The sequence below is a fragment of the Pseudomonas jilinensis genome (assembly GCF_003586265.1).
Lineage (GTDB): Bacteria > Pseudomonadota > Gammaproteobacteria > Pseudomonadales > Pseudomonadaceae > Halopseudomonas > Halopseudomonas phragmitis.
Window position 1 is genome coordinate 39,009 of sequence record NZ_QJSA01000015.1, and the last position, 20,290, is coordinate 59,298.

General features: G+C 63.9%; 11 protein-coding genes. 5 read left to right on the forward strand and 6 right to left on the reverse strand.

From position 1 onward, the window contains the following. Nucleotides 1–140: 140 nt before the first annotated feature. Nucleotides 141–1,100 (forward strand): hypothetical protein, encoded by a 960-nt coding sequence (locus tag C2846_RS15560; protein ID WP_119701904.1) that lies wholly within the window; start codon nt 141–143, stop codon nt 1,098–1,100. After that, the gene (locus tag C2846_RS15565) at nt 1,097–1,594 is read left to right on the forward strand and encodes an NUDIX hydrolase (RefSeq protein ID WP_080048565.1); all 498 of its coding nucleotides are present in this window, start codon (nt 1,097–1,099) and stop codon (nt 1,592–1,594) included. Before C2846_RS15560 ends, C2846_RS15565 begins: the two co-directional genes overlap by 4 nt. Here the strand turns inward: C2846_RS15565 and recD are convergent. From recD to recC, 3 genes are read right to left on the reverse strand one after another with little or no spacing between them, the layout of a single operon-like run. Beyond that, entirely contained in the window at nt 1,585–3,654 is a 2,070-nt protein-coding gene (gene recD, locus C2846_RS15570; protein ID WP_119701905.1) for an exodeoxyribonuclease V subunit alpha, read from the reverse strand. The two genes, C2846_RS15565 and recD, sit on opposite strands and share 10 nt — an antisense overlap. Continuing rightward, complete coding sequence (gene recB, locus C2846_RS15575; RefSeq protein ID WP_119701906.1) at nt 3,647–7,285, reverse strand: exodeoxyribonuclease V subunit beta; 3,639 nt, start codon at nt 7,283–7,285, stop codon at nt 3,647–3,649. Before recB ends, recD begins: the two co-directional genes overlap by 8 nt. Next, nucleotides 7,282–10,764: an exodeoxyribonuclease V subunit gamma gene (gene recC, locus C2846_RS15580; protein WP_119701907.1), complete on the reverse strand. Its 3,483-nt coding sequence runs from the start codon at nt 10,762–10,764 to the stop codon at nt 7,282–7,284. The genes recB and recC overlap by 4 nt, the downstream gene beginning before the upstream one ends. A gap of 156 nt (nt 10,765–10,920) precedes the next feature. Between recC and C2846_RS15585 the strand changes: the two genes are divergently transcribed. Then, nucleotides 10,921–12,354, forward strand: a complete 1,434-nt coding sequence (locus C2846_RS15585; protein ID WP_119701908.1) for an OmpA family protein — start codon at nt 10,921–10,923, stop codon at nt 12,352–12,354. Nucleotides 12,355–12,402: 48 nt separating this feature from the next. Here the strand turns inward: C2846_RS15585 and C2846_RS15590 are convergent, their stop codons facing one another. Beyond that, nucleotides 12,403–13,749, reverse strand: coding sequence for a glutamine synthetase family protein (locus C2846_RS15590; RefSeq protein WP_080048569.1), 1,347 nt, complete (start codon nt 13,747–13,749; stop codon nt 12,403–12,405). A gap of 172 nt (nt 13,750–13,921) precedes the next feature. On the opposite strand from C2846_RS15590, the gene C2846_RS15595 reads away from it, so the two are divergent. Further along, nucleotides 13,922–15,601 (forward strand): VOC family protein, encoded by a 1,680-nt coding sequence (locus tag C2846_RS15595; RefSeq protein ID WP_119701909.1) that lies wholly within the window; start codon nt 13,922–13,924, stop codon nt 15,599–15,601. 54 nt (nt 15,602–15,655) lie between these two features. Here the strand turns inward: C2846_RS15595 and C2846_RS15600 are convergent, their stop codons facing one another. After that, nucleotides 15,656–16,894, reverse strand: coding sequence for a saccharopine dehydrogenase family protein (locus C2846_RS15600; RefSeq protein ID WP_080048571.1), 1,239 nt, complete (start codon nt 16,892–16,894; stop codon nt 15,656–15,658). Nucleotides 16,895–16,949: 55 nt separating this feature from the next. Beyond that, nucleotides 16,950–18,047 (reverse strand): carboxynorspermidine decarboxylase, encoded by a 1,098-nt coding sequence (nspC, locus tag C2846_RS15605; RefSeq protein ID WP_080048572.1) that lies wholly within the window; start codon nt 18,045–18,047, stop codon nt 16,950–16,952. Between the two features lie 267 nt (nt 18,048–18,314). Here nspC and C2846_RS15610 point away from each other — a divergent pair, with 267 nt between their 5' ends. Further along, nucleotides 18,315–20,282, forward strand: coding sequence for an alkyl/aryl-sulfatase (locus tag C2846_RS15610; RefSeq protein ID WP_080048573.1), 1,968 nt, complete (start codon nt 18,315–18,317; stop codon nt 20,280–20,282). Nucleotides 20,283–20,290: the final 8 nt, after the last annotated feature.

Below are 20,290 nucleotides of genomic sequence, written 5' to 3' on the forward strand. Positions count from 1 at the left end.
AACGACAGCAATGACATTCTCGGGATTATCGCGACACTCAGTATTGATCTAGGGCAAAAGCCATGATTTTCAAGCCCCCCTCTCGCACAATCACGCCGCGCCGCCTACCATGCGAACAATCTCCGCACACGGGCTCAATCATGCTGTTCAAGGAAAAGCTGCTGCTTTCCAACTGCGACTCGGTACGCGGGCTGTCCGGCCCCGAGTGGCGCAAGCGTTTTCTCACCGGCCTGGCCTTTGCCGATGGAGTGGTGTTGTCACCCAACACGCTGATCGACAATGCCGAAGTGGTTCAAGCCCTGAGCCAGCAGAACGTGATCAAGTACCTCAACGAAGAAGGCAGCGGCAAACTGGTGATCCGTGGTTTCAACCTCAGCCAGTACACCAGCCTGCTCGATTACTACCAGGCACTGCCGGACAACTTCATTATTTCCAGCCTGCCCGGCGCACCGAGCAAAGGCCAGCTCAGCAGTCAACAGCAGCACGAGTTGCTACACCGCCTGCAGCGCCTGCAGCAGGCCCTGGGCGAAGTCAAACCCAGACTGGAAACTCTAGTGCTGGCGCGCGAGAGCCTGCGCGATGAGATTTTTCGCCGGCTCGACAGCCCCGACGCGGTCGGCCAGGTCTTCGAGTCCGATGGCGAACGCACACTGTTCATGCTGCGCGGCCAGCAATGCATTTCCCGCTCGGACTGGTACAGCCATGCCCAGGCGTTTTTCCATAGTCGCGGCCAGGACGCCTTCGCCCGGTTTCGCGCCGAGGTCATCGACCCGGCCTACAACGCGCTGTTCGCTGTCCCCAACGAGGGCTTTCTGCAGGACAACATCCGCTTTCTGCAGGGTGTGCCGGAAGCCGTGCTCGACTCGGGTATCGCCTTCAAGGCGTTGCGCCGCGAGATTGAACTGATTCAATACCCACTCAAGGTGTTCAACTTCATCTCCAGCCTGGGCGCTGGTGAAGTCGCCCGGTTCCTGACCGATGAAGCGCTGAACTACCTGGAGGACAAGATGACCGATGTCGGCGAAGGTTACCTGACCCGACGCAACTGGTTCGGCATGTACCCACGTCTGCGCCAGTTTATGGGCCTGGAGATCAAATGAGCACGCAATACGAAAACCCCTGGTTCCGGGTAGTGCGCGAAGACGGCTTCCACTGGGTAGTCGAGGATGGCGCGCGCAACGGTGCCGCCGTACTGGCCATTGTCGATGAGCACGAGGTAGCGCTGGTGCAAACCCGGCGCCCGGCCCAGGGGCATCGGGAAGCTCTGGAGATCCCGCGCGGCTATGGCGAGCCGGGCGAAACCAGCCTGGCCTGCGCCTGCCGCGAGCTGCGCGAAGAAACCGGCTACCAGGCCCGCCCCGAGCAACTGACTCGACTTGGCCACTACCAGCCCAACAGCGCTATTCTGGCCTCCAGCGTCGAACTGTATCTGGCCCGCCTGAGCGCCAGCGACCGGGTCGGGGAGCATGACAGCGAAGTAACCGGTGTGATCCTGCTACCGCTTGAGACGTTACGCCAACGCCTGCTCGCCGGTGAACTGAGCGACGGCTTTACCCTGGCGGCGCTGGCCTACTACTACGCCGCTCAGCTCTGACCGGCCGGCTCCAGCGCCAGTCCGCTGATCCGTCGTACCCGGGTGCGCACCGCCTCCTCGAACACGCCCTCGCGGCTTTCCAGCAGGCTGAACTGGGCACTGGCGCGGGTGATTGCGGTATACACCAGCTCTTTGGTCAGCACCGGGTTGCGCGCCGGCGGCAGCAGCAGTGCGGCATGGGCAAACTCCGAGCCCTGGGACTTGTGGACGGTCATGGCGAACACGCTTTCGACATCGGGCAAACGGCTGGGCAGGACAAAGCGAATGCCCCCGCTACCATCGTTGCGCGGGAATGCCACCCGCAGCGCCTCACGCTCGGGCTCAGCGGGATTAAGCGCCGGCTCGCGGATGCGCAGGGCAATGCCGATATCGCCATTCATCAGCCCCAGGCTGTAGTCGTTGCGGGTCACCAACACCGGCCGGCCCTCGTACCAGCCATGCTCGCCGGCCAGCAAGCCGCGCCGGCACAATAGGCTGGCGACCCGCTGATTGACCGCCTCAACGCCCCAGTCGCCCTTGCGCACCGCGCACAGCAGCTGGAACCGATCAAAGGCCTGCAGTACCGATCTGGCCCACTGCTCCCAGGCCGGATCGCCACCGCCGACCTGCGCTCCCGGGCGCCCCTGGCGCAGTTGCTCAAGGTAGCCGGCATAGCCGGGCAGGCCGCCCTCGCCCAGCACCAACGCAGCAAAGGCCGGGTCACCCGGGCCTTTCAACGGTCGGCTGCGGATATCACTGAAGCCGCCGCGGCTCAGCAGTTGCCGGGCCTGTTCAGCGTCACAGCGATTGACCGCCCGGGCCAGCTCGCCAATCCCGCTGTCACGACCAAAACGGTGAGAGTGACGCAGCATCGCGGTCTGCTGCTCCAGTGCATGAGTATCGGCCTGCCCTTCGAGCAATCCGGCCTCGGCCAGCGACTGGCCACTGACCTGTTCCAGCCAGGCCCGGGTCTCAGCGCTGTACCAGCCGCCGTCGGCGCGCCGACACAGATCGCCCAGTACCGCGCCGGCCTCGACCGAGGCCAGTTGGTCCTTGTCGCCCAGCAGAATCAGCCGTGCCTGCTCGGGCAAGGCGGTGAGCAGGCAGGCCATCATTTCCAGATCGATCATCGACGCCTCATCGACCACCAGCACATCCAGCGCCAGCGGGTTGCCGGCATGATGGCGGAAGTGACGGCTGTCCGGCAGACTGCCGAGCAGCCGGTGCAGGGTGCTGACCTCGGTCGGGATCGCCGCCTTGACCGCCTCATCCAGTGCCAGCGCACCGACCTGCTGACCAATCGATTCGGTCAGGCGCGCGGCAGCCTTGCCGGTCGGCGCGGCCAGGCGGATGCGCAGCGGCTGGCCGACCGCCACCGCCGGGGTCTGGAGCAGACCGAGCAGGCGCACCACGGTAGTGGTCTTGCCGGTGCCAGGGCCACCGGTGATGATGCTGAAGCGCCCACGCGCAGCCAGCGCGCAGGCCAGCAATTGCCAGTCCGGGCGTTGCTGGCTGGTGGCAAACAGCTGTTGCAGACGCGCCGGCAGGTCAGCCGTCTGGGGCAGCGGCTGGCCCAGGCGCCGGCCCAGACTGTCGACCACCTGGCGCTCGTAATGCCAGTAACGACGCAGGTACAACCGCTCGCCAACCAGCACCAGCGGCCGGTTGCCCTCGGCCGGCTGCCGGCTGTCGACCAGCGCACTGGCGGCCAGCGCCGAGCGCCAGTCGGCGACACTCAGCCCGCCGAGTACTTGCGAGGGCAGCAGAGTATCGCTGCCGGTCTCACCATCGGGTGGCAACGACAGGGCGAAGTCCGGCTCGCTCAGGGTCGCGGTCAGATCCAGGCAGACATGCCCATGGCCGAGTTGGTGACTGACCAGGGCGGCGGCCAGCAGCACCCTGGGGTCCGCCTCGGGCTGCTGTTCCAGCAGCAGCCCGACCAGCGCCCGGTCCAGCGCGCGCAACCAGCCATTGCTCTGCCAGCGATCAAGCAGCGCCAACAGGGCCTGGCTGTCATGCAGCGGCACCGGGACCGGCGGGGTGGCAAACAGGTCAGCCTGTTCGGATTGGCGCTCAACCATCGACAGCCTCCAGCGTCTGGCCGGCAAACAGCCGATCCAGGGTTTCGATCAGGGTACGTGGCGGCTTGGCCTGCCAGAGCCCGCCGCTGTCCGCCTCGACCCCACGCACAAACCAGTAAATGGCACCGCCGACATGGCGGTCATAGTCGTAATCCGGCAACCGGGCGCGCAACTGCCGGTGCAAGGCCAGCAGATAGAAGACGTACTGCAGGTCGTAACGGTGCTCGAGAATGCTGCGCTGCATCGCTGCCGGGGTGTAGTCGGCCGGCCCCTGGCCGAGCCAGTTGGACTTGTAGTCGAGTACCCAGTAGCGGCCCTGATGTTCGAACACCAGATCGATAAAGCCCTTGAACAGGCCATTCAGGCGCTCGGCGGCCAGTTGCGGACGGGGCTGGGTATCCAGGGTCTCTGCGCAGACCAGGGCATCTATCTGCCGGGCATCGACCCGCTCGGCGCTGAACATGAACTCCAGCTCGCTCTGGTAGGTTCCCGGCAACAGATCGGCCAGCGCCAGTGGCTGATCCGGCAGCAGACCGGGATGGCGCAGCAGTTGCCCCAACCAGTCGCTCAGACAAGCACTCCACTCGCCCCAACCACGGCGCTGACAACGCGCCGCCAACAGCTCATAGCCGCGCGCGGGCTCGGCCAGACGGGCAAAACCCTCACGTCCGGCCAACTCCAGCAGCCCATGAATAAAAGTGCCCGGCTGCGGGCCGCGCGGGAAGCGGTGGATGGTCGGCGTCTCACCCGGGCGCAGCGGCACAAAGCGGTTGCTGCGCTCGTCATCGCCCAGATGCTCGGACAACGCACTATCAGGCGCCTCGCTACCGCTGACCAGGGCGCTGTAGGAGCCGATCCACCAGTTCTGAAAGCGCCGGTGCACGGGCTGGCGCTCGCGTAGTTCAGTCTGCGCCGGCTGCGGCGGCTGGTACACCTGGGCTTGCGGCTCAGGCGCCGGCAGCACCTCGATCTCACCGGGCTGCTCCCAGGCGGCCAGCCAACGCGGCAGCGCCGCCGACTCCGGCAATGGCTGACCACCGGCGAGCAGCCAGGCAACCGCACTACGGTGCAGGGTCGAGGCCTTGCCCTGACCCTTTTTCAGGTCGGCCAGCCCCAGCCAGCAGGCGTGCCGGGCCCGGGTCAGGGCCACATACAGCAAGCGCAGATCCTCACCCAGGCGCTCATCGTCGGCCCGGCGCAGGGTCTCCTCATCCGGCTCGAGCACCAGTTGGCTGCGCACGCCATCGTGCACCCGCAGCGGCTGACGGCCATCGACCGGGCGGCAGTCGGCAATGAACGGCAGGAACACCAGCGGATATTCCAGCCCCTTGGACTTGTGGATGGTCACCACCTTGACCAGCTCGGCATCGCTTTCCAGCCGCAGCACCTGCTCGTCGGCGGCGCTGGCACCGGGCTGCTGGATCTGCTCGGCCAGATGGCGGATCAACGCCTGTTCACCATCCAGCTCACGGGCGGCGCTTTGCAGCAGTTCGGCCAGGTGCAGCAGGTTGGTCAGCCGGCGCTCGCCATCACCCAGTTGCAGCAGCCGGGCCGGCAAGCCGAAGTCGTGCAGCAGCCGATGCAACATCGGCAGCACGCCCTGGCGCAGCCACAGCCGACGGTAATCACGGAACTGGTCGACACGCTGCTCCCAGTAACGCTCATCCTGATTCAGCCGTTCCAGCTCGGCCCAGCTCAGATTCAGGGTCGGGCTGGCCAGCGCGGCGCGCAGCAAGCGATCATTGCCCGGCTCGCTGCAAGCGCGTAACCAGCGCAGCAGGTCACGGGCTTCGAGACTGTCGAGCACCGAGTCCTTGTCCGACAGATAGACACTGCGCACCCCGCGCTCGGCCAGCGCCTGACGGATGTACTGGGCCTCGCGGCCGGTACGCACCAGCACCGCCATATCCGCCGGTTTGACCGGCACCAGCGTCTCGCCACGCCGGAAGCCAGCAACGCCGCGCTGGCCGGCCTGCAGCAGTTCGACCATGGCGCTGGCGCAGCGTTCGGCCATGCTCTGACGGTAGCTCTCGGCACTGATCGGCGTCTCGCCGGGCAGATACCAGGCCGTCAAAGCCGCTGCCGGGTGGCCCTCCAGGGTCCATTGCTCGCTCCGTCCCTGGGCCTGGACCGGCAAAAACGGCAGCGGGTTGTCAGCCGCCCGACGGAACAGGAAAGCCCCGCGCGGGTTGTTGGCTTCGGCCTGGCTAAACACCCGGTTGACCGCCGCCACCATGTTCTGGCTGGAGCGATAGTTGGTGTCGAGGTTTTCATGCCGGCCCGCGGTGGCGCTACGGGCCTGCAGGTAGGTGAAGATGTCGGCACCACGAAATGCGTAGATCGCCTGTTTCGGGTCGCCGATCAGCAGCAGGGCACTGTCCTGATCATTCTCGGCAACCCGGTAGATGGCGTCGAAGATCCGGTACTGCAACGGATCGGTATCCTGAAACTCGTCGATCAGGGCAACCGGGAACTGCTGGCGGATCACCTCGGCCAGACGCGCCCCGTTAGGGCCTTGCAGGGCAGCGTCCAGACGGCTCAGCATATCGTCAAAACCCATCTGCGCGCGGCGGCGCTTTTCCGCCTCGAAACGCACGGCGACCCAGGCCGCGGCATGGCGCAGGGCCGGTTGCTGGGGGCCGGGCAGCTGTGCCAGCGCCTGACGCAGCTGCGGCAATTGCCGCAGCGCCGGATGGGTCGGTGGTGCGCCCTGTTTCCAGGCCTCGTCCAGCCCCTCTTCACTGAGCCGGTTCCAGGCCGCCTCCGGCAAGGCTAGTTCGACCTGCTGCGGATCGCTTGCCCACTGCCGCACCAGCTCAAACCAGGGTGCGTAGTAGCGCCGCTGGAGCTTGCGCCCATCGACCAGCTTCTGCGCCACCCCCTGCTCGAGCAACAGCTCCAGCTCGTCAGCCCAGGCCAGCCAGGGCGCCTTGAGTTCCGCCAGTTGCCGGGCCTGCTCAGCCAGGGCCTGATCGATCAGGCCCTGCAAGCTGGGCTCGGCGCCAGCTGTGGCCGGCTCGCCGAGCAGCGGCCGCAGCACCTGCAACAGTTGATCCGGGTGCTGCCAGTGCTGCGCCACCCAGGCCAGGGCCTGAGCCTGCAACGGGTAACAGTGCAGCCGCCAGTAGTCCCGGGCCACCTCGGCCAGCAGCTCGCGCTGATCGGTTTCCAGACTCTGCTCGAACAGGCTGCCACTGTCGAAGGCATGCTCACGCAGCATGCGCTGACACCAGCTGTGGATGGTCGAGACTGCCGCCTGATCCATCCACTGGGCCGCGATCTCGAGCTTGCGGGCGCAGCTGGGCCACTGCGCGTCCGGGATCTGTGCGCGCAGGCTGGTGATGATCGGGTCGGGCTCGGGCAACTCACCACGAAACGCCTGGGCGGCCTCGACCAGACGCGCACGGATGCGGTCACGCAGCTCCTGGGTTGCCGCATCGGTGAAGGTCACCACCAGAATCTGGCAAGGCAACAGCTCGCGGGGAAAATCAGCCGCATTGCCCAACCCCAACACCAGACGCAGATACAGCGCCGAAATGGTGAAGGTCTTGCCGGTGCCGGCACTGGCCTCGATCAGGCGGCTGCCACGCAGCGGGCAGCGTAGCGCCAGCGGCAACTGTTCAGTACTCATTGATCAGCCTCCCCGGTACTGCTGAACTCCAGCCAGCCATCCTGCTGCGCCAGTGCCAACGGCTGATACAGCGCCTGGGCCCAGCGCTCGAAGGCGCCGGTCTGCAGCAGGCTGGCAAAATCCGCATAACTGCGTTGCAACGCCACGCTGCGCTGCACCTCGCCCTGGCTGAACCCCGAGCCCTCGTAAGCCTCGCGCGCCTTGTCCAGCGCCTTGTGCTCGTCACGTTCGGTCAGCCAGGCAAACGCGCTGACCGGCGCCACCGGCAGCGGCTGACGCAGGCCCTCAAGCCAGGCCCCGAGCCAGTCGCTGACGATCTCCCGGGCCCGCTGCGGCTCCAGCGCCAGCATCTGCACGCTGGCATCCACACCAATCAGGCAGGTGGTCAATGGCTGGCCGCTGGCGCTGGCCACCACATGCAGACACAGCGCGTTGAGCAAGCGCCGCCAGCGCAGACTCGGACGCTTGCCCTTGCCATCGAGCAGTCGCCCGGTTTCCAGTTGCAGGACCAGCAGGCCTTCCAGTTCGGATGAACGGCGCACCCCACTAAGCCAGTCCTGCAGTACCAGGCCCGGCACCTCGACCTGCAGCGCCAACGGCTGTTCCTGAAGCTGATCCCACAGTTCCAGCTGCTGGCGATAGCGTTGCAACTGCTCGCCTAACGGCTCGACCAGTTGCTGCCGGGCCAGTTCGGCAAAGCCGGCCAGGGGCAGTTGGCCACGCTCGGCAAGACGGGCGGAGCCCTGCTGCAGCAGGGCCTGCCAGTCGGCTTGCGGGCCACCGGCCAAGGCCTGTTCCAACAACCACTGACTGAGCTGATGCTGTTCCAGCGCATTGAGCCCGAAGGGTTCGTCATCGGCATTGCCCAGCTCATCATCACGGAACCAGACCTTGAGCCGTTCGGCAAAGAAGTGTTCGACCGGCTGGCGCAACAGGCGTTGCAGGTCGGCCAGGCTGATCGGTGCCTGCGGCGTCAGCGGCGCCAGCGCCGCTTCGGCGCCTGCCGGCGCAACCTGGTCATGCAGCCGACACCAGTCACGCGCATAGCTGAACAGCGCCGGGTCGCTGCCATCGAAATAGCGGCGGCTGAATGGCTGCAATGGGTGTTCGGTGGTCAGTTGCGCCAGCAGATCGCCGCTGTCGCAAGCGGACCAGCCACTGGCCAGATGGTCACGCAACTGTCCGATCAGCACCGACGGCGGTCGCTCGCTGTTGTCACGGATACTACGCCCGACCCAACTGACGTGCAGGGCATCTCGTGCCGAGAGCAGCGCCTCGAGCAGCAGATAGCGATCATCCTCACGGCGCGAACGATCACCCGGGCGGTAATCGTTGCCCATCAGGTCAAAGTCCAGCGGGGGCTGGGCGCGCGGGTAGTCGCCATCGTTCATGCCCAGCAGGCAGACCCGGCGAAACGGGATGGCGCGCATCGGCATCAGGGTGCAGACATTCACCGCGCCAGCGAGAAAGCGCTGGCCCAGTGCGCTCTGGCCGAGCGTCTGCAACCAGGCCTCGGCAACCACGTTGAGCGGCAACGGCTGCTCCAGGGCCACGCCGTCACACAACTCCAGCCAGTGCGCCAGCCCTTCATGCAACTGCGCCAGCAGTAACTGGTCCCGGTCGCTGGCCGGACTGAAGAAGTCCTCCAGCAAGGCCCGCAGCCGCTCACCCCAGACAGCGGGAGCAGCCGGCGTGCGCAGCGCCTGCTCATGCCGGTCCAGGCATTGCAACAACTGGTCGAGCGGGCCAACCAGGGCGGCATCCAGCCCACCGACTTCGTCATAGGGTTCGATACCGGCCCAGGCCTGGCTGTCGCCCACGGCATAGCCGAGCAACATCCGACGCAGGCCAAAGCGCCAGCTGTTGGCTTCCAGCCCGGCCGGCATGCCCAGCGCTTCACGGCGCTGGCGATCCAGCCCCCAGCGAATTCCAGCGCCCTCGATCCAGCGTCGCAAAGTCGGCAGGTCAGCCTCGCTCAGCGCAAAGCGCTGGCGTAGCGCGGCGACATCCAGCAGGTCAAGCACTTCGCTGACCGGCAAGCGGCTGTCGGGCAGGCCCAGCAGGTGCTCCAGGGCGATCAGCAGCGGCTCGCGGCCACGCTGGCCCTGATCGGCCAGGGTGAAGGGAATGTGTCTGGGATCGTCCACGCCATATTGGCCAAAGACCGCCTGAATGTGCGGCGCATAGGCATCGACATCCGGCAGCATGACGATGACGTCGCGCGGCTTCAGGCTCGGATCGCGGCCAAAGGCATCGAGCAACTGATCATGCAGGATTTCCACCTCGCGCTGGGCGCTGTGGGCGACATGAAAACGGATCGAGTCGTCTGCCTGGCTATCCACCGCTGGCCAGTAGCTGCGGGTTTCCGCCAACGGGCGCAAGTCGAGAATATCCAGCTGCAACTGCTGCAGCAGGCGCTCGCCGGACGGCGGTTCAAACAGGTCGACCCGCCCGCCGTTGATGGCGGCAAAACGGGTCTCGTAACTGCCGCGCTCGTCGTGCTGATCGAGCAGGTTGATGTAGTCGCGCCCCTGTTTGCCCCAGGCCGCCAGCAGCGGGTGGGCATGCTGGTGCAGACTGGCATCGTCCAGTTGCACGGGAGTGCCCGGACGGCGCTGCTGGCGCTGGTACTGATGGCGCAGCAGATCCTGGTCGGCAACGATGTCGCCCCAGTAATGCTGGCAGGGGTTGAGTACCGCCAGCAGTACCTGACTGAAACGCCCTATGGCGGCCAGCGCCTCCAGGGTCTGGGCCGGCAGCGAGGAAATACCGAACACGATCACCCGGCGCGGCAGCGCGCTCGGACGCTCACCGGCGGCCAGCAACTGCTCGATGAAACGCGGATGAATACCGGCGCGGCTGTCGCGCAGCCGCTCGACCCCGACGTCAGCCAGCACCGCCCGCCACAGGGCCGGCTGCCAGCGCTCCTGGGCGCTCAGTTGGCGGTAGCCCTCGCGCGCCAGCGCTATCCGATCCTGGCCGCCAGCCCAGTCATTCAGCCAGTCGGCGCGGTACACCTGATACTGATCGAACAGGTCAGCCAGGCGCTGCGCCAGTTGGTAGCACTTGCGGCAGTCCTGGTCATCGGCGAGAAACTGCCGCAGCGGGGCGAAATCCGGCTGTTCGAGCAGGGCCGGGAGCAGGCGCATCAGCCGCCAGGTCAGTGGCTGTTTGTCCAGCGGCGAGCTTTCTGGCACCGCTTCACGGCCAAGCACCCCGCGATAGGCCTGCCACAGAAACTGCGCCGGCAACTGCACCTCCAGCGCCGCGGCAATCCCACAGCCGCCCTGCTCAGGATCGGCCGCCAGCGCCATCTGCAGCCACTGGGCAATGCCATTGCTCTGCACCAGCACTACTTCATTTTCCAGCGGTGCCAGCGGGTGCGCACGCAGCCAGTCGACCATCAACTGGCGCAGGCTTTCCAGGCGGTTGCCGTGGATGATCATCAGGCCGGGTGAAAGGCGGTCGGCGTCCTGCATGGCGGATCCTGGTCGAATGCGGTTGTTGTCGGCGATAGTATCAGGCTGCCTGCGACAGGTCAGGTCGCAGTGCCCCGTCCGCTGCTGCGCAATCTGCGCCGATTCGGTTTATCCTTGGAGCCTGCAAGGGAATTCACTGTTACGCAAGGATATCGCATGTTGCCCCGTTACCTGACACTCGCCCTGATCGCCAGCCTGGCCGCCACCGGTGCCAGCGCCGATGACCATCCACTACTCAGCCGCTTCCCGGGCGCGCAGCTCAAGGGGCACGAGTCCATCGCCTATGAGCACGTCGCTCTGCCACAGGCAGCGGCCGATGCACCCGACACCGAACCACTGGTGCTGGTCGGCGACCTCAGCCGGCATACCTACGAAATCGGCAACGTCTCCACCCTCAAGGTCTGGGAAAACTATCAGGCGGCGCTACAGCGGGCCGGCTTCGAAATCCTGTTCCAGTGTGAGCGCGAGGCCTGTGGTCCGGGACGTGACGTCAAACGCATGGCTGATCCGCTGGCGGTCAGTGGCAATGTTTACAATTTCTACCGCAACCCCTATTACCTGCTCACGCGCCAGGACAATATTCACCTGGCCCTGTTCATCGGCGGCCATAACGACCGCGTGAGCGTGCAACAGGTGATTGTCGAAACCGTCGCGCGCGATACCGACCTGATCAGCCTGGATAGCGACTATCTCAACCAGGCCGACGACAGCGCCCTGCCCGAGATCAGTGCCGAGCAGCGGGCCGAAGACCATCCACTGCTGTCACGCTACCCCGGAGCCCGCGTGCGCAATCGCGAACGCCGCGACTATGAGCAGTTCATCCTCCCGGCCCCGCCCGGCAGTGCCGCCGAGCCGCTGCCACTGGTCGGCGACCTGACCCGGCACTTCTACGAAGTGCGCAATGTCTCGACCCTGAAACTCTGGGACAACTATCAGGCCGCACTGGAGAACGGCGGCTTCGAGCTGCTCTGGCAATGCCAGCGTGACGCCTGCGGCAATCAGCGCGAGCGCAAAGCGCTGGGTGACCGGCTATCGCTAGAGGGCAATGTCTACAACTACCACTCCGCCCCCTACTACGCGGTCTATCAGCGCGACGGCAGCCAGGGCCCGGTTCACGTAGCCCTTTACATTGGCGGGCATGCTGACCGGGCGGCGATCCAGCAGGTAGTGATCGAGGGACGCGGGCGCGCCGATGACCTGATTCAGGTGAACGCCGAAGGGCTGTACCGAGACCTGCAGGAAGCCGGCAAGGCGTTGATCTACGGCATCCACTTCGATACCGACAGTGCCGCCATCAAGCCCGAATCGGCTCCTACGCTGCAAGCCATTGCCGAGTTGCTGGGCCAGCATCCAGCGCTGCGCCTGTATGTGGTCGGGCATACCGATGATACCGGTAGCGAACAGCACAACCTGCGCTTGTCTTCGGCCCGGGCCGAAGCGGTAGTCAAGGCTTTGAGTAGTGACTACGCAGTGGCCGCCAACCGGCTGCAGAGCGCGGGCGTCGGCCCCTATGCGCCGGCCGCCGGCAATCTGGATGAGGCTGGCCGTCAGCGCAACCGGCGGGTCGAACTGGTACAGCGCCTGCCCTGAAAAAGCGGGGCGGCGCGCTGGCCCTGGGCTCAACCAAGCACAGTGGTGCTATACCTGACTGCCCAGATAGCGCCGCTCCCAGGGCGTGATTTCGTCCATGAAACTGGCCAGCTCCAGACGCTTGGTGGCCAGGTAACCGTCGATGAACTCGTCACCGAACAACTGCCGCGCCAGTTGGCTGCGCTCAAGCCGATGCATGGCCTCAGGCAGGGTATCGGGCAGGGTCAGCGCGTCCGGGGCCTGAAACACCCCCTGCACCGCCGCACTGGGCGTAAGCTGCTGGTCAATCCCGTGCAGGCCAGCGGCCAGGCTCACGGCAATCGCCAGATAGGGATTGGCGTCACCGCCCGGCAGGCGATTCTCAACCCGCCGCGCCGCTGGCTCACTGGCCGGAATCCGCAGTCCGGCCATGCGGTTGTCACTCGACCAGCACAGGTTGTTGGGTGAGGCGTAGGTGTTGCAGAACCGCTGATAGGAGTTGATGTGCGGCGCCATCAGCAGAGTCAGCTCACCGAGGCAGGTCTGCAACCCGCCCAGGTAATGCTCAAACTGGGCTGTGGGCCCGGCATTGCCAAGATCGGTAAAGATATTGCGCCCGGTCTGATCCACCACACTCTGATGCACATGCATCGAACAGCCCGGCACACGCGGCAACGGCTTGGCCATGCAGACGGCAATCAGACCATGCTTGAGCGCTACCTCATGCAGCAGATGCTTGAACAGGAAGGTCTGGTCGGCCAGCAGCAGCGCATCGCCATGCACGAAATTGATCTCGAACTGGCTGATACCCATCTCGTTCATGAAGGTATCGCGCGGGATGCCGAGCGCGGCCATGCCGGCCTTGAGTTCCTCGAAGAACGGCCGCAGACCGTTGGCCGAGCTGACGCTGAAGGCCGAAATACCCGGCTCACGCCGGCCATCCAGACCAACCGGGGCCCGGAATGGCTGGTACTCGTCGGCCTGGCGCTCGAACAGAAAGAACTCCAGCTCGGTGGCTACCACCGGTTGCCAGCCTCGCTCGGCATAGCGCTTAAGCACTCGTGCCAGCAGCGCCCGGGTCGACAGCCCTGAGGGCCGGCCGTCCAGCTCCACTGCCTCACAGACCGCCAGCGCGCGCGGCACCTCAGCCCAAGGCAGCACATGCACCTGCTCGGGCAGGGCCTGCAATACCAGGTCACCATCGTCGTGACCATAGAACTCCGGTTCCGGGTAGCCGCCCATCACCGCCTGCAGCAGCACGCCCCGGGCCAGTTGCAGCCGACGCCCGGCCAGAAAGCCCTCAACGGTCATTACCTTGCCCCGCGGGATGCCATTCAGATCGGGGGTCACACACTCGATATCGGCTACCCCAGCCAGGCGCTGGGACAGAGGGACAATCAACTGCGGGGAATTCATCAATGCTTGCCTTATGCTGCATGCCGAGTTGGCAACCAAACGATGATACCCCAAGCCCGCCGACTACGTCGCCTGCCCCCTCTGTGCAGAACATTCTCGACAAAACGCAGGAGCTGCCTTACTCTCAGCACCATGAACGAACGTTCATTCATAAAAATAACAGGACATCACCATGCGTCATACCGGCAAACACCTGACCTTCCTGCTGCCCGCAGTGCTGCTGCTCAGCGCCTGCCTGAGTGGGGGTGGCAGCAGCAGTCGCGCCCCCAGCCCTACCCCTCCACCGAACAATGACCCAATACCTACGGTCAACTATCTGAGCGCCATCGGTATTGGCGTCAGCGATCTGGACGCCGCAGTCAAACTCTATACCCAGGGCCTGGGCATGCGCGAACTCAAGCGCCTGCAACGCGACAACCGCCACGAGGTCATCCTTGAGTCGGCCGATGGCCGGGGCTCGCTGGTAGCTCTGATGAGTTTTACCGACGGCATTGGCCGCAACGTCCAGCAAAATCCGGGCAAGCTGGTGTTCTACGCCCGCGACCCCAACACCTTCGCGGCACAGTTCAACGCGGCTGGCGGGCGCATTACCCTGCCGCCGATGCCGCAAGCCGCCTTTGGCGGTGTGCTGGTCGGCTTCGGCCGGGATCAGGACAACAACCTGATCGAAATTGTCGGTGACGACAGCGCCAATCACTCCTATTTTGGCGCCTTTGGCCTTGGCGTCAGCGATCTGGAAGCGGCGCGGGATTTCTACACCGAGGTGCTGGGACTGGAGCAGAGTCTGTTTCTGGAAATTCCCGGTCAATACGATGAATACATCCTTCAGTCTCCGGTGCCCGGCGGCTCGGCCCTGGTGCTGATGCACTGGACCAACGACAGCGTGCGCAACTACAGCGACAACCCGATCAAGCTGGAATTCGCCTCATCCGACCCGCAGGCTCTGGCTGGCGCACTGGAGCGCAGCGGCATGGCCATCGAACGCACCCCCGCGCCCAGTGCCGAACCCGGCCTTGAGAACCAACTGGTGGGCTACAGCAGCGATGCCGACGGCAACTTGCTGGAACTGCGCCAAGGCATCCGTGGTTATCTGGGCGGCGCCGGCATCGGCACCGACGACCTTGATGCCGCCCTGCGCTTTTACACTGAAGGCCTGGGCATGCATGAAGTCACTCGTCGCAGCCGCACCGACCGCGACGAAGTAGTACTGGAGTCAGCCGACGCACGGGGCTCGCAACTGGTACTGATGCAGTTCACCGATGGCGAGCCGCGCAACATGCGGCGTAACCCCGGCAAGCTGGTGTTCTATGTCAGTGACCCCGAGCAGACGGCGCTGGACCTGATCGCCGCTGGCGGCCTGGTGACGCTGCCGCCAAGCTTCCAGCCCGGCCTGAATGTGGTGGTTGGCTTTGGTCGCGACCCGGACAACAACCTGATCGAGCTCGTCGGTAGCCCGGCAGCGGTACAGAGTTACTTCGGTGCCTTCGGCATCGGGGTCAGCGATCTGCAGGCGGCCCGCGACTTCTACGTCGACACCCTGGGTCTGCGTCAGGTGCTGTTCCTGCCGATTCCCGGCCAGTATGACGAATACATTCTGCAAGGTCAGGGCGGCTCGGCATTGGTACTGATGCACTGGACCAACGCAGTCCCACGCAACTACACCGACAACCCGGTTAAGCTGGAATGGCGCAGCATGTCGCCGGATGGACTGATCAGCGGAATCGAACAGGCGGGAGAGCGGGTGGTTCAGACCCCGAACTCCGACGACACCCGCGACGATGAGCAGGTGGCCTATGCCAAGGATGCCGATGGCACCTTGCTGGAGATCTTGCCGGCGCCCTGGGGGCGCTAGCAGGGGCATCAGCCACTCAAGCCAAAGCGCTTGAGTGGCTGATGAAGTAGCGTTTCAGAAACTCAGAGCCCGGTCACCCTGCTCGTCCTTAATCCGGGTCGGCAGACCCATCTCATTGAGCAGGTTGATAAACGGCTTGGGATCGAGTTCTTCAACGTTGACCATCTTCTGCACATCCCAGCTGCCATTGGCAATCAGGATCGCCGCAGCGACTGGCGGCACACCGGCGGTGTAGGAGATACCCTGACTACCGACTTCCTGGTAGGCCTCGGCATGATCGGCAACATTGTAGATGAACACTTCCTTATCCACCCCGTCCTTCTTGCCCTTGACCACGTCGCCAATGCAGGTCTTGCCGCTGTAGTTCGGTGCCAGTGAAGACGGATCAGGCAATACGGCCTTGACCACCTTGAGCGGCACCACTTCCAGCCCTTCGGCGGTCTTGACCGGCTGTTCGGACAACAGTCCGAGGTTCTTCAGCACGGTGAACACATTGATATAGTGCTCGCCAAAGCCCATCCAGAACCGGATGTTGGGCACATTCAGATTCTGCGACAGTGAGTGCAGTTCGTCATGCCCGGTCATGTAACTGGTCTGCGAGCCAACCACCGGCAGGTCGTCGGTACGCTTGATCTCGAACATGCTGTTCTGAGTCCACTGGCTGTTCTGCCAGGACCAGACCCGCCCGGTAAACTCGCGGAAGTTGATTTCCGGGTCGAAGTTGGTGGCGAAGTACTTGCCGTGGCTACCGGCGTTGATATCGATGATATCGATCTCATCGACACTGTCGAAGTACTCGTTGACCGCCAGCGCCGCATAGGCATTGACCACACCCGGGTCGAAGCCGACGCCGAGAATCGCGGTGATGCCCTTCTCTTCGCAGATCGCCTTGCGCTTCCATTCGTAGTTGGCGTACCACGGCGGGTTTTCACAGATCTTGTCCGGCTCTTCGTGAATGGCGGTATCGAGGTAGGCGGCACCGGTTTCGATGCAGGCCTGAAGTACCGACATATTGATGAAAGCCGATCCGACATTGATCACCAGTTGCGACTGTGTCTTGTCAATCAACGCCTTGGTGGCCTCGACATCGAGCGCATCCAGAGCATGGGCTTGCAATTCACCGGCAACCTTGAGGCTGCCCTTTTCCCTAACGCTGTCGACGATCTGCTGGCATTTCTCCAGCGTGCGCGAAGCGATATGGATATTGCCCAGCACATCGTTGTGCTGGGCGCACTTGTGTGCGACCACCTGGGCCACACCACCGGCACCAATAATCAGAACGTTTTTCTTCATTTCTCTTCCTCGAAACGCCTCCTTGGACGGGCTGGGAGCGAGTAGTGGGATAGCCTCAGGAGAGGCTGCTGACAAAGTCTTCGAAACCGAATTCCCTGACCAGTTCGATGCTGCCATCCAGTTGGCGCACCGCAATCGCCGGCATTTGCACGCCGTTGAACCAGTTCTTCTTGACCATGGTGTAGCCAGCAGCGTCGATAAACGACAAGCGGTCACCGACCTTCAGTTCACGATCAAAATTGAACTCACCGAAGATGTCTCCGGCCAGGCACGACTTGCCGCACACCATGTACGGGTACGGGCCATCGCAGGGCTCCATCTTCGCCGGTTGACGATAGATCAGCAGGTCAAGCATGTGCGCTTCGATCGAGCTGTCGACGATCGCCAGTTGCTTGCCATTGAACAGGGTATCGAGCACCGTGACTTCCAGCGAGGTGCTCTGGGTGATAGCAGCCTCGCCGGGCTCCAGATAGACCTGCACGCCGTAACGCTGGGAAAACGCCTTGAGTCGGGCACAGAAGGCATCGACCGGGTAACCCTCACCGGTAAAGTGGATGCCGCCCCCCAGACTAACCCACTCGACTTGCTCCAGCAGCGCGCCGAAACGCTCTTCGATCTGATTGAGCATCTGGTCGAACAGGGCAAAGTCACTGTTCTCGCAGTTGTTGTGGATCATGAAGCCGGAGATCTTGTCGATCACCTTCAGCACCTTGTCAGCATCCCACTCGCCCAGGCGGCTGAACGGCCGCGACGGGTCGGCGATGATGAATTCGGAACTGGAAACCCCGGGGTTCAGGCGCAGGCCGCGCACATGGCTGGCCGAAGCCTGCTCGAAGCGTTCGAGCTGACCGATCGAGTTGAAGATGATCTTGTCCGAATGCGCCAGCACCTCTTCGATCTCATGATCGGCATAGGCGACGCTGTAGGCGTGGGTTTCACCACCGAATTTGAGCTTGCCCAGCTTGACCTCGTTGAGCGAGGAAGAGGTGGTGCCGTCCATGTACTGGCTCATCAGGTCGAATACCGACCAGGTGGCGAAGCACTTTAGGGCCAGCAGGGCCTTGGCTCCGGACTGCTCGCGCACGTACTGGATGATGTCCATGTTGCGCTTGAGCTTGCTCTTGTCGATCAGGTAGTAGGGCGTCTGGATCAATTCGGTGTTACCTCCTGCGGTTCCAGGCTCCGGGTACCCCCGGTTTTTCGAGAAAGCGCGCGATTATAGAGTAAAGGTCGCCACGCTTCGAGTAAAAATACCCCATCATCTCTCAAGATCCGTCAGCCTAACGCGCATTCAAGTCAGTTTAAAGACAGACACCCTTGCGAAATACCAAAAACGCATTAAATCAGCAACATGAATGCATTAGACCTATTCAGCTATACACCTATAGTAGATCTGACACCCCCTCAACGGAGAACAACAATGTCCAACTCCCTGCCCCGCCAACTGGGCCTGGGCCTGCTCGGGCTGGCCCTGAGCGGTGCCAGCCTGGCCGCGCCGAAACCAGCCGAACCGACCACCGCCACTGCCAACAGCGCCGTGCTTGAGCAACTGCCGTTTGCCGACACCCGGGCCTTTGACGACGCCCGACGGGGCTTCATTGCCGCGCTACCGGATGGTCTGGTGGTCGATGGCAGTGGCCGTACTGCCTGGAACATGGCCGCCTATGCCTTCCTCGACAAGGAACAGGCCCCAGCCACGGTCAACCCCAGCCTCTGGCGCCAGGCCCGGTTGAATGCCATTCACGGTCTGTTCGAAGTGGTTGAAGGCATGTACCAGATTCGCGGCATGGACCTGGCCAACATGACCATCATCGAGGGCGAGACAGGGCTGATCATCATCGATCCGCTGCTGACCCCAGCCACCGCCAAGGCCGGTCTTGAGCTGTACTACCAGCACCGGCCGCAGAAGCCGGTTGTAGCCGTACTCTACACTCACAACCACGCCGACCACTTTGGCGGGGTCAAGGGTGTGATCGACGAGGCTGACGTTCGCGCCGGCAAGGTCAAGGTGTACGCCCCCTATGGCTTTATGGAGCATGCCGTTTCGGAAAACGTAATTGCCGGCAATGCCATGGCCCGGCGCGCCACTTACCAGTTCGGCGCCGGGCTGCCGGCTGGCGAGCGTGGGCACGTCGATACCGGCCTGGGCAAGGCGCTGGCCAGCGGCCCGCTGTCGCTGATCGCTCCGACCAATACCGTGCCGGATGATGCGACCCTGACCATCGACGGCATCGAGATCGAATTCCAGATGGCCCACGGCACTGAAGCCGAAGCGGAAATGATGATGTACTTCCCGCAGTTCAAGGTGCTCAACACCGCTGAAATCACCAGCCAGCACCTGCACAATATCTACACCATCCGCGGCGCCGCGATCCGCGATGCCAGCGCCTGGTCGCACTATATCGACAGAGCTCTGGAGCGTTTTGGTGACCGTGCCGACATCTTGATTGCCCAGCACCACTGGCCGATCTGGGAGCGCGAGCGGGCTCAGCACTTCCTCGCCGTGCAGCGCGACCTGTACAAGTTCATCCATGACCAGACCGTGCGGATGATGAACAAAGGCCAGTTGCCCGGTGACATCGCCGAAAATATCAAGCTGCCGGCCAGCCTCGATCAGGAGTGGTACGCCCGCGGTTACTACGGCACCCTCAAGCACAACGCCCGGGGCGTTTACCAACGCTACATGGGCTGGTATGACGCTAACCCGGCCAACCTCGACCCGCTGCCGCCACGCCAGAACGCCGCCAAGACCATCGAGTACATGGGTGGTGCTGACAAGGTGCTCGAGCAGGCTCGCCAGGACTTTGCCAACGGCGAGTACCGCTGGGTCGCCTGGGTTATGAGCCAGGCCGTATTTGCCGACCCGGACAACCGCGCCGCTCGCGAACTGGGGGCAGATGCGCTGGAACAACTGGGTTATCAGGCTGAGGCCGGTACCTGGCGCGGTGCCTATCTGATGGGCGCACAGGAGCTGCGCAACGGTGTCGGTGAGGCACGACGCGGAAGCGGACTCGATCCTGATCTGTTGCAGGCGCTGGAGGCTGGCATGTTCTTCGATTTGCTGGCGGTGCGCCTGAACCCGGAGAAAGCCGACGGCAAGCATCTGGTGATCAACTGGTCACTGACCGACCTGGACGAGCACTACCGGCTCAACCTACAGAACGCCACCCTCACCTACCGTTCAGGTGCGCTGGCTGAGCAGGCCCATGCCAGTGTCAGCATGACCCGCGAGACGTTGGACCAGATCCTGCTGCGCCGCACCACCTTCCCCGAGGCGGTGCAAGGTGGCCAGATCAAGGTTGAAGGCGAGCCCAAGGCGTTCTTCGCCCTGCTGCAAATGCTCGACGAGCCATCCGGCAACTTCCCGATTGTCGAACCGGTACGCTAAACCACCGG

Coding starts and splice junctions, on each gene's coding strand:
- C2846_RS15560 (WP_119701904.1), top strand. CDS start 141: ATGCTGTTCAAGGAAAAGCTGCTGCTTTCCAACTGCGACTCGGTACGC.
- C2846_RS15565 (WP_080048565.1), top strand. CDS start 1,097: ATGAGCACGCAATACGAAAACCCCTGGTTCCGGGTAGTGCGCGAAGAC.
- recD (WP_119701905.1), bottom strand. CDS start 3,654: ATGGTTGAGCGCCAATCCGAACAGGCTGACCTGTTTGCCACCCCGCCG.
- recB (WP_119701906.1), bottom strand. CDS start 7,285: ATGAGTACTGAACAGTTGCCGCTGGCGCTACGCTGCCCGCTGCGTGGC.
- recC (WP_119701907.1), bottom strand. CDS start 10,764: ATGCAGGACGCCGACCGCCTTTCACCCGGCCTGATGATCATCCACGGC.
- C2846_RS15585 (WP_119701908.1), top strand. CDS start 10,921: ATGTTGCCCCGTTACCTGACACTCGCCCTGATCGCCAGCCTGGCCGCC.
- C2846_RS15590 (WP_080048569.1), bottom strand. CDS start 13,749: ATGAATTCCCCGCAGTTGATTGTCCCTCTGTCCCAGCGCCTGGCTGGG.
- C2846_RS15595 (WP_119701909.1), top strand. CDS start 13,922: ATGCGTCATACCGGCAAACACCTGACCTTCCTGCTGCCCGCAGTGCTG.
- C2846_RS15600 (WP_080048571.1), bottom strand. CDS start 16,894: ATGAAGAAAAACGTTCTGATTATTGGTGCCGGTGGTGTGGCCCAGGTG.
- C2846_RS15610 (WP_080048573.1), top strand. CDS start 18,315: ATGTCCAACTCCCTGCCCCGCCAACTGGGCCTGGGCCTGCTCGGGCTG.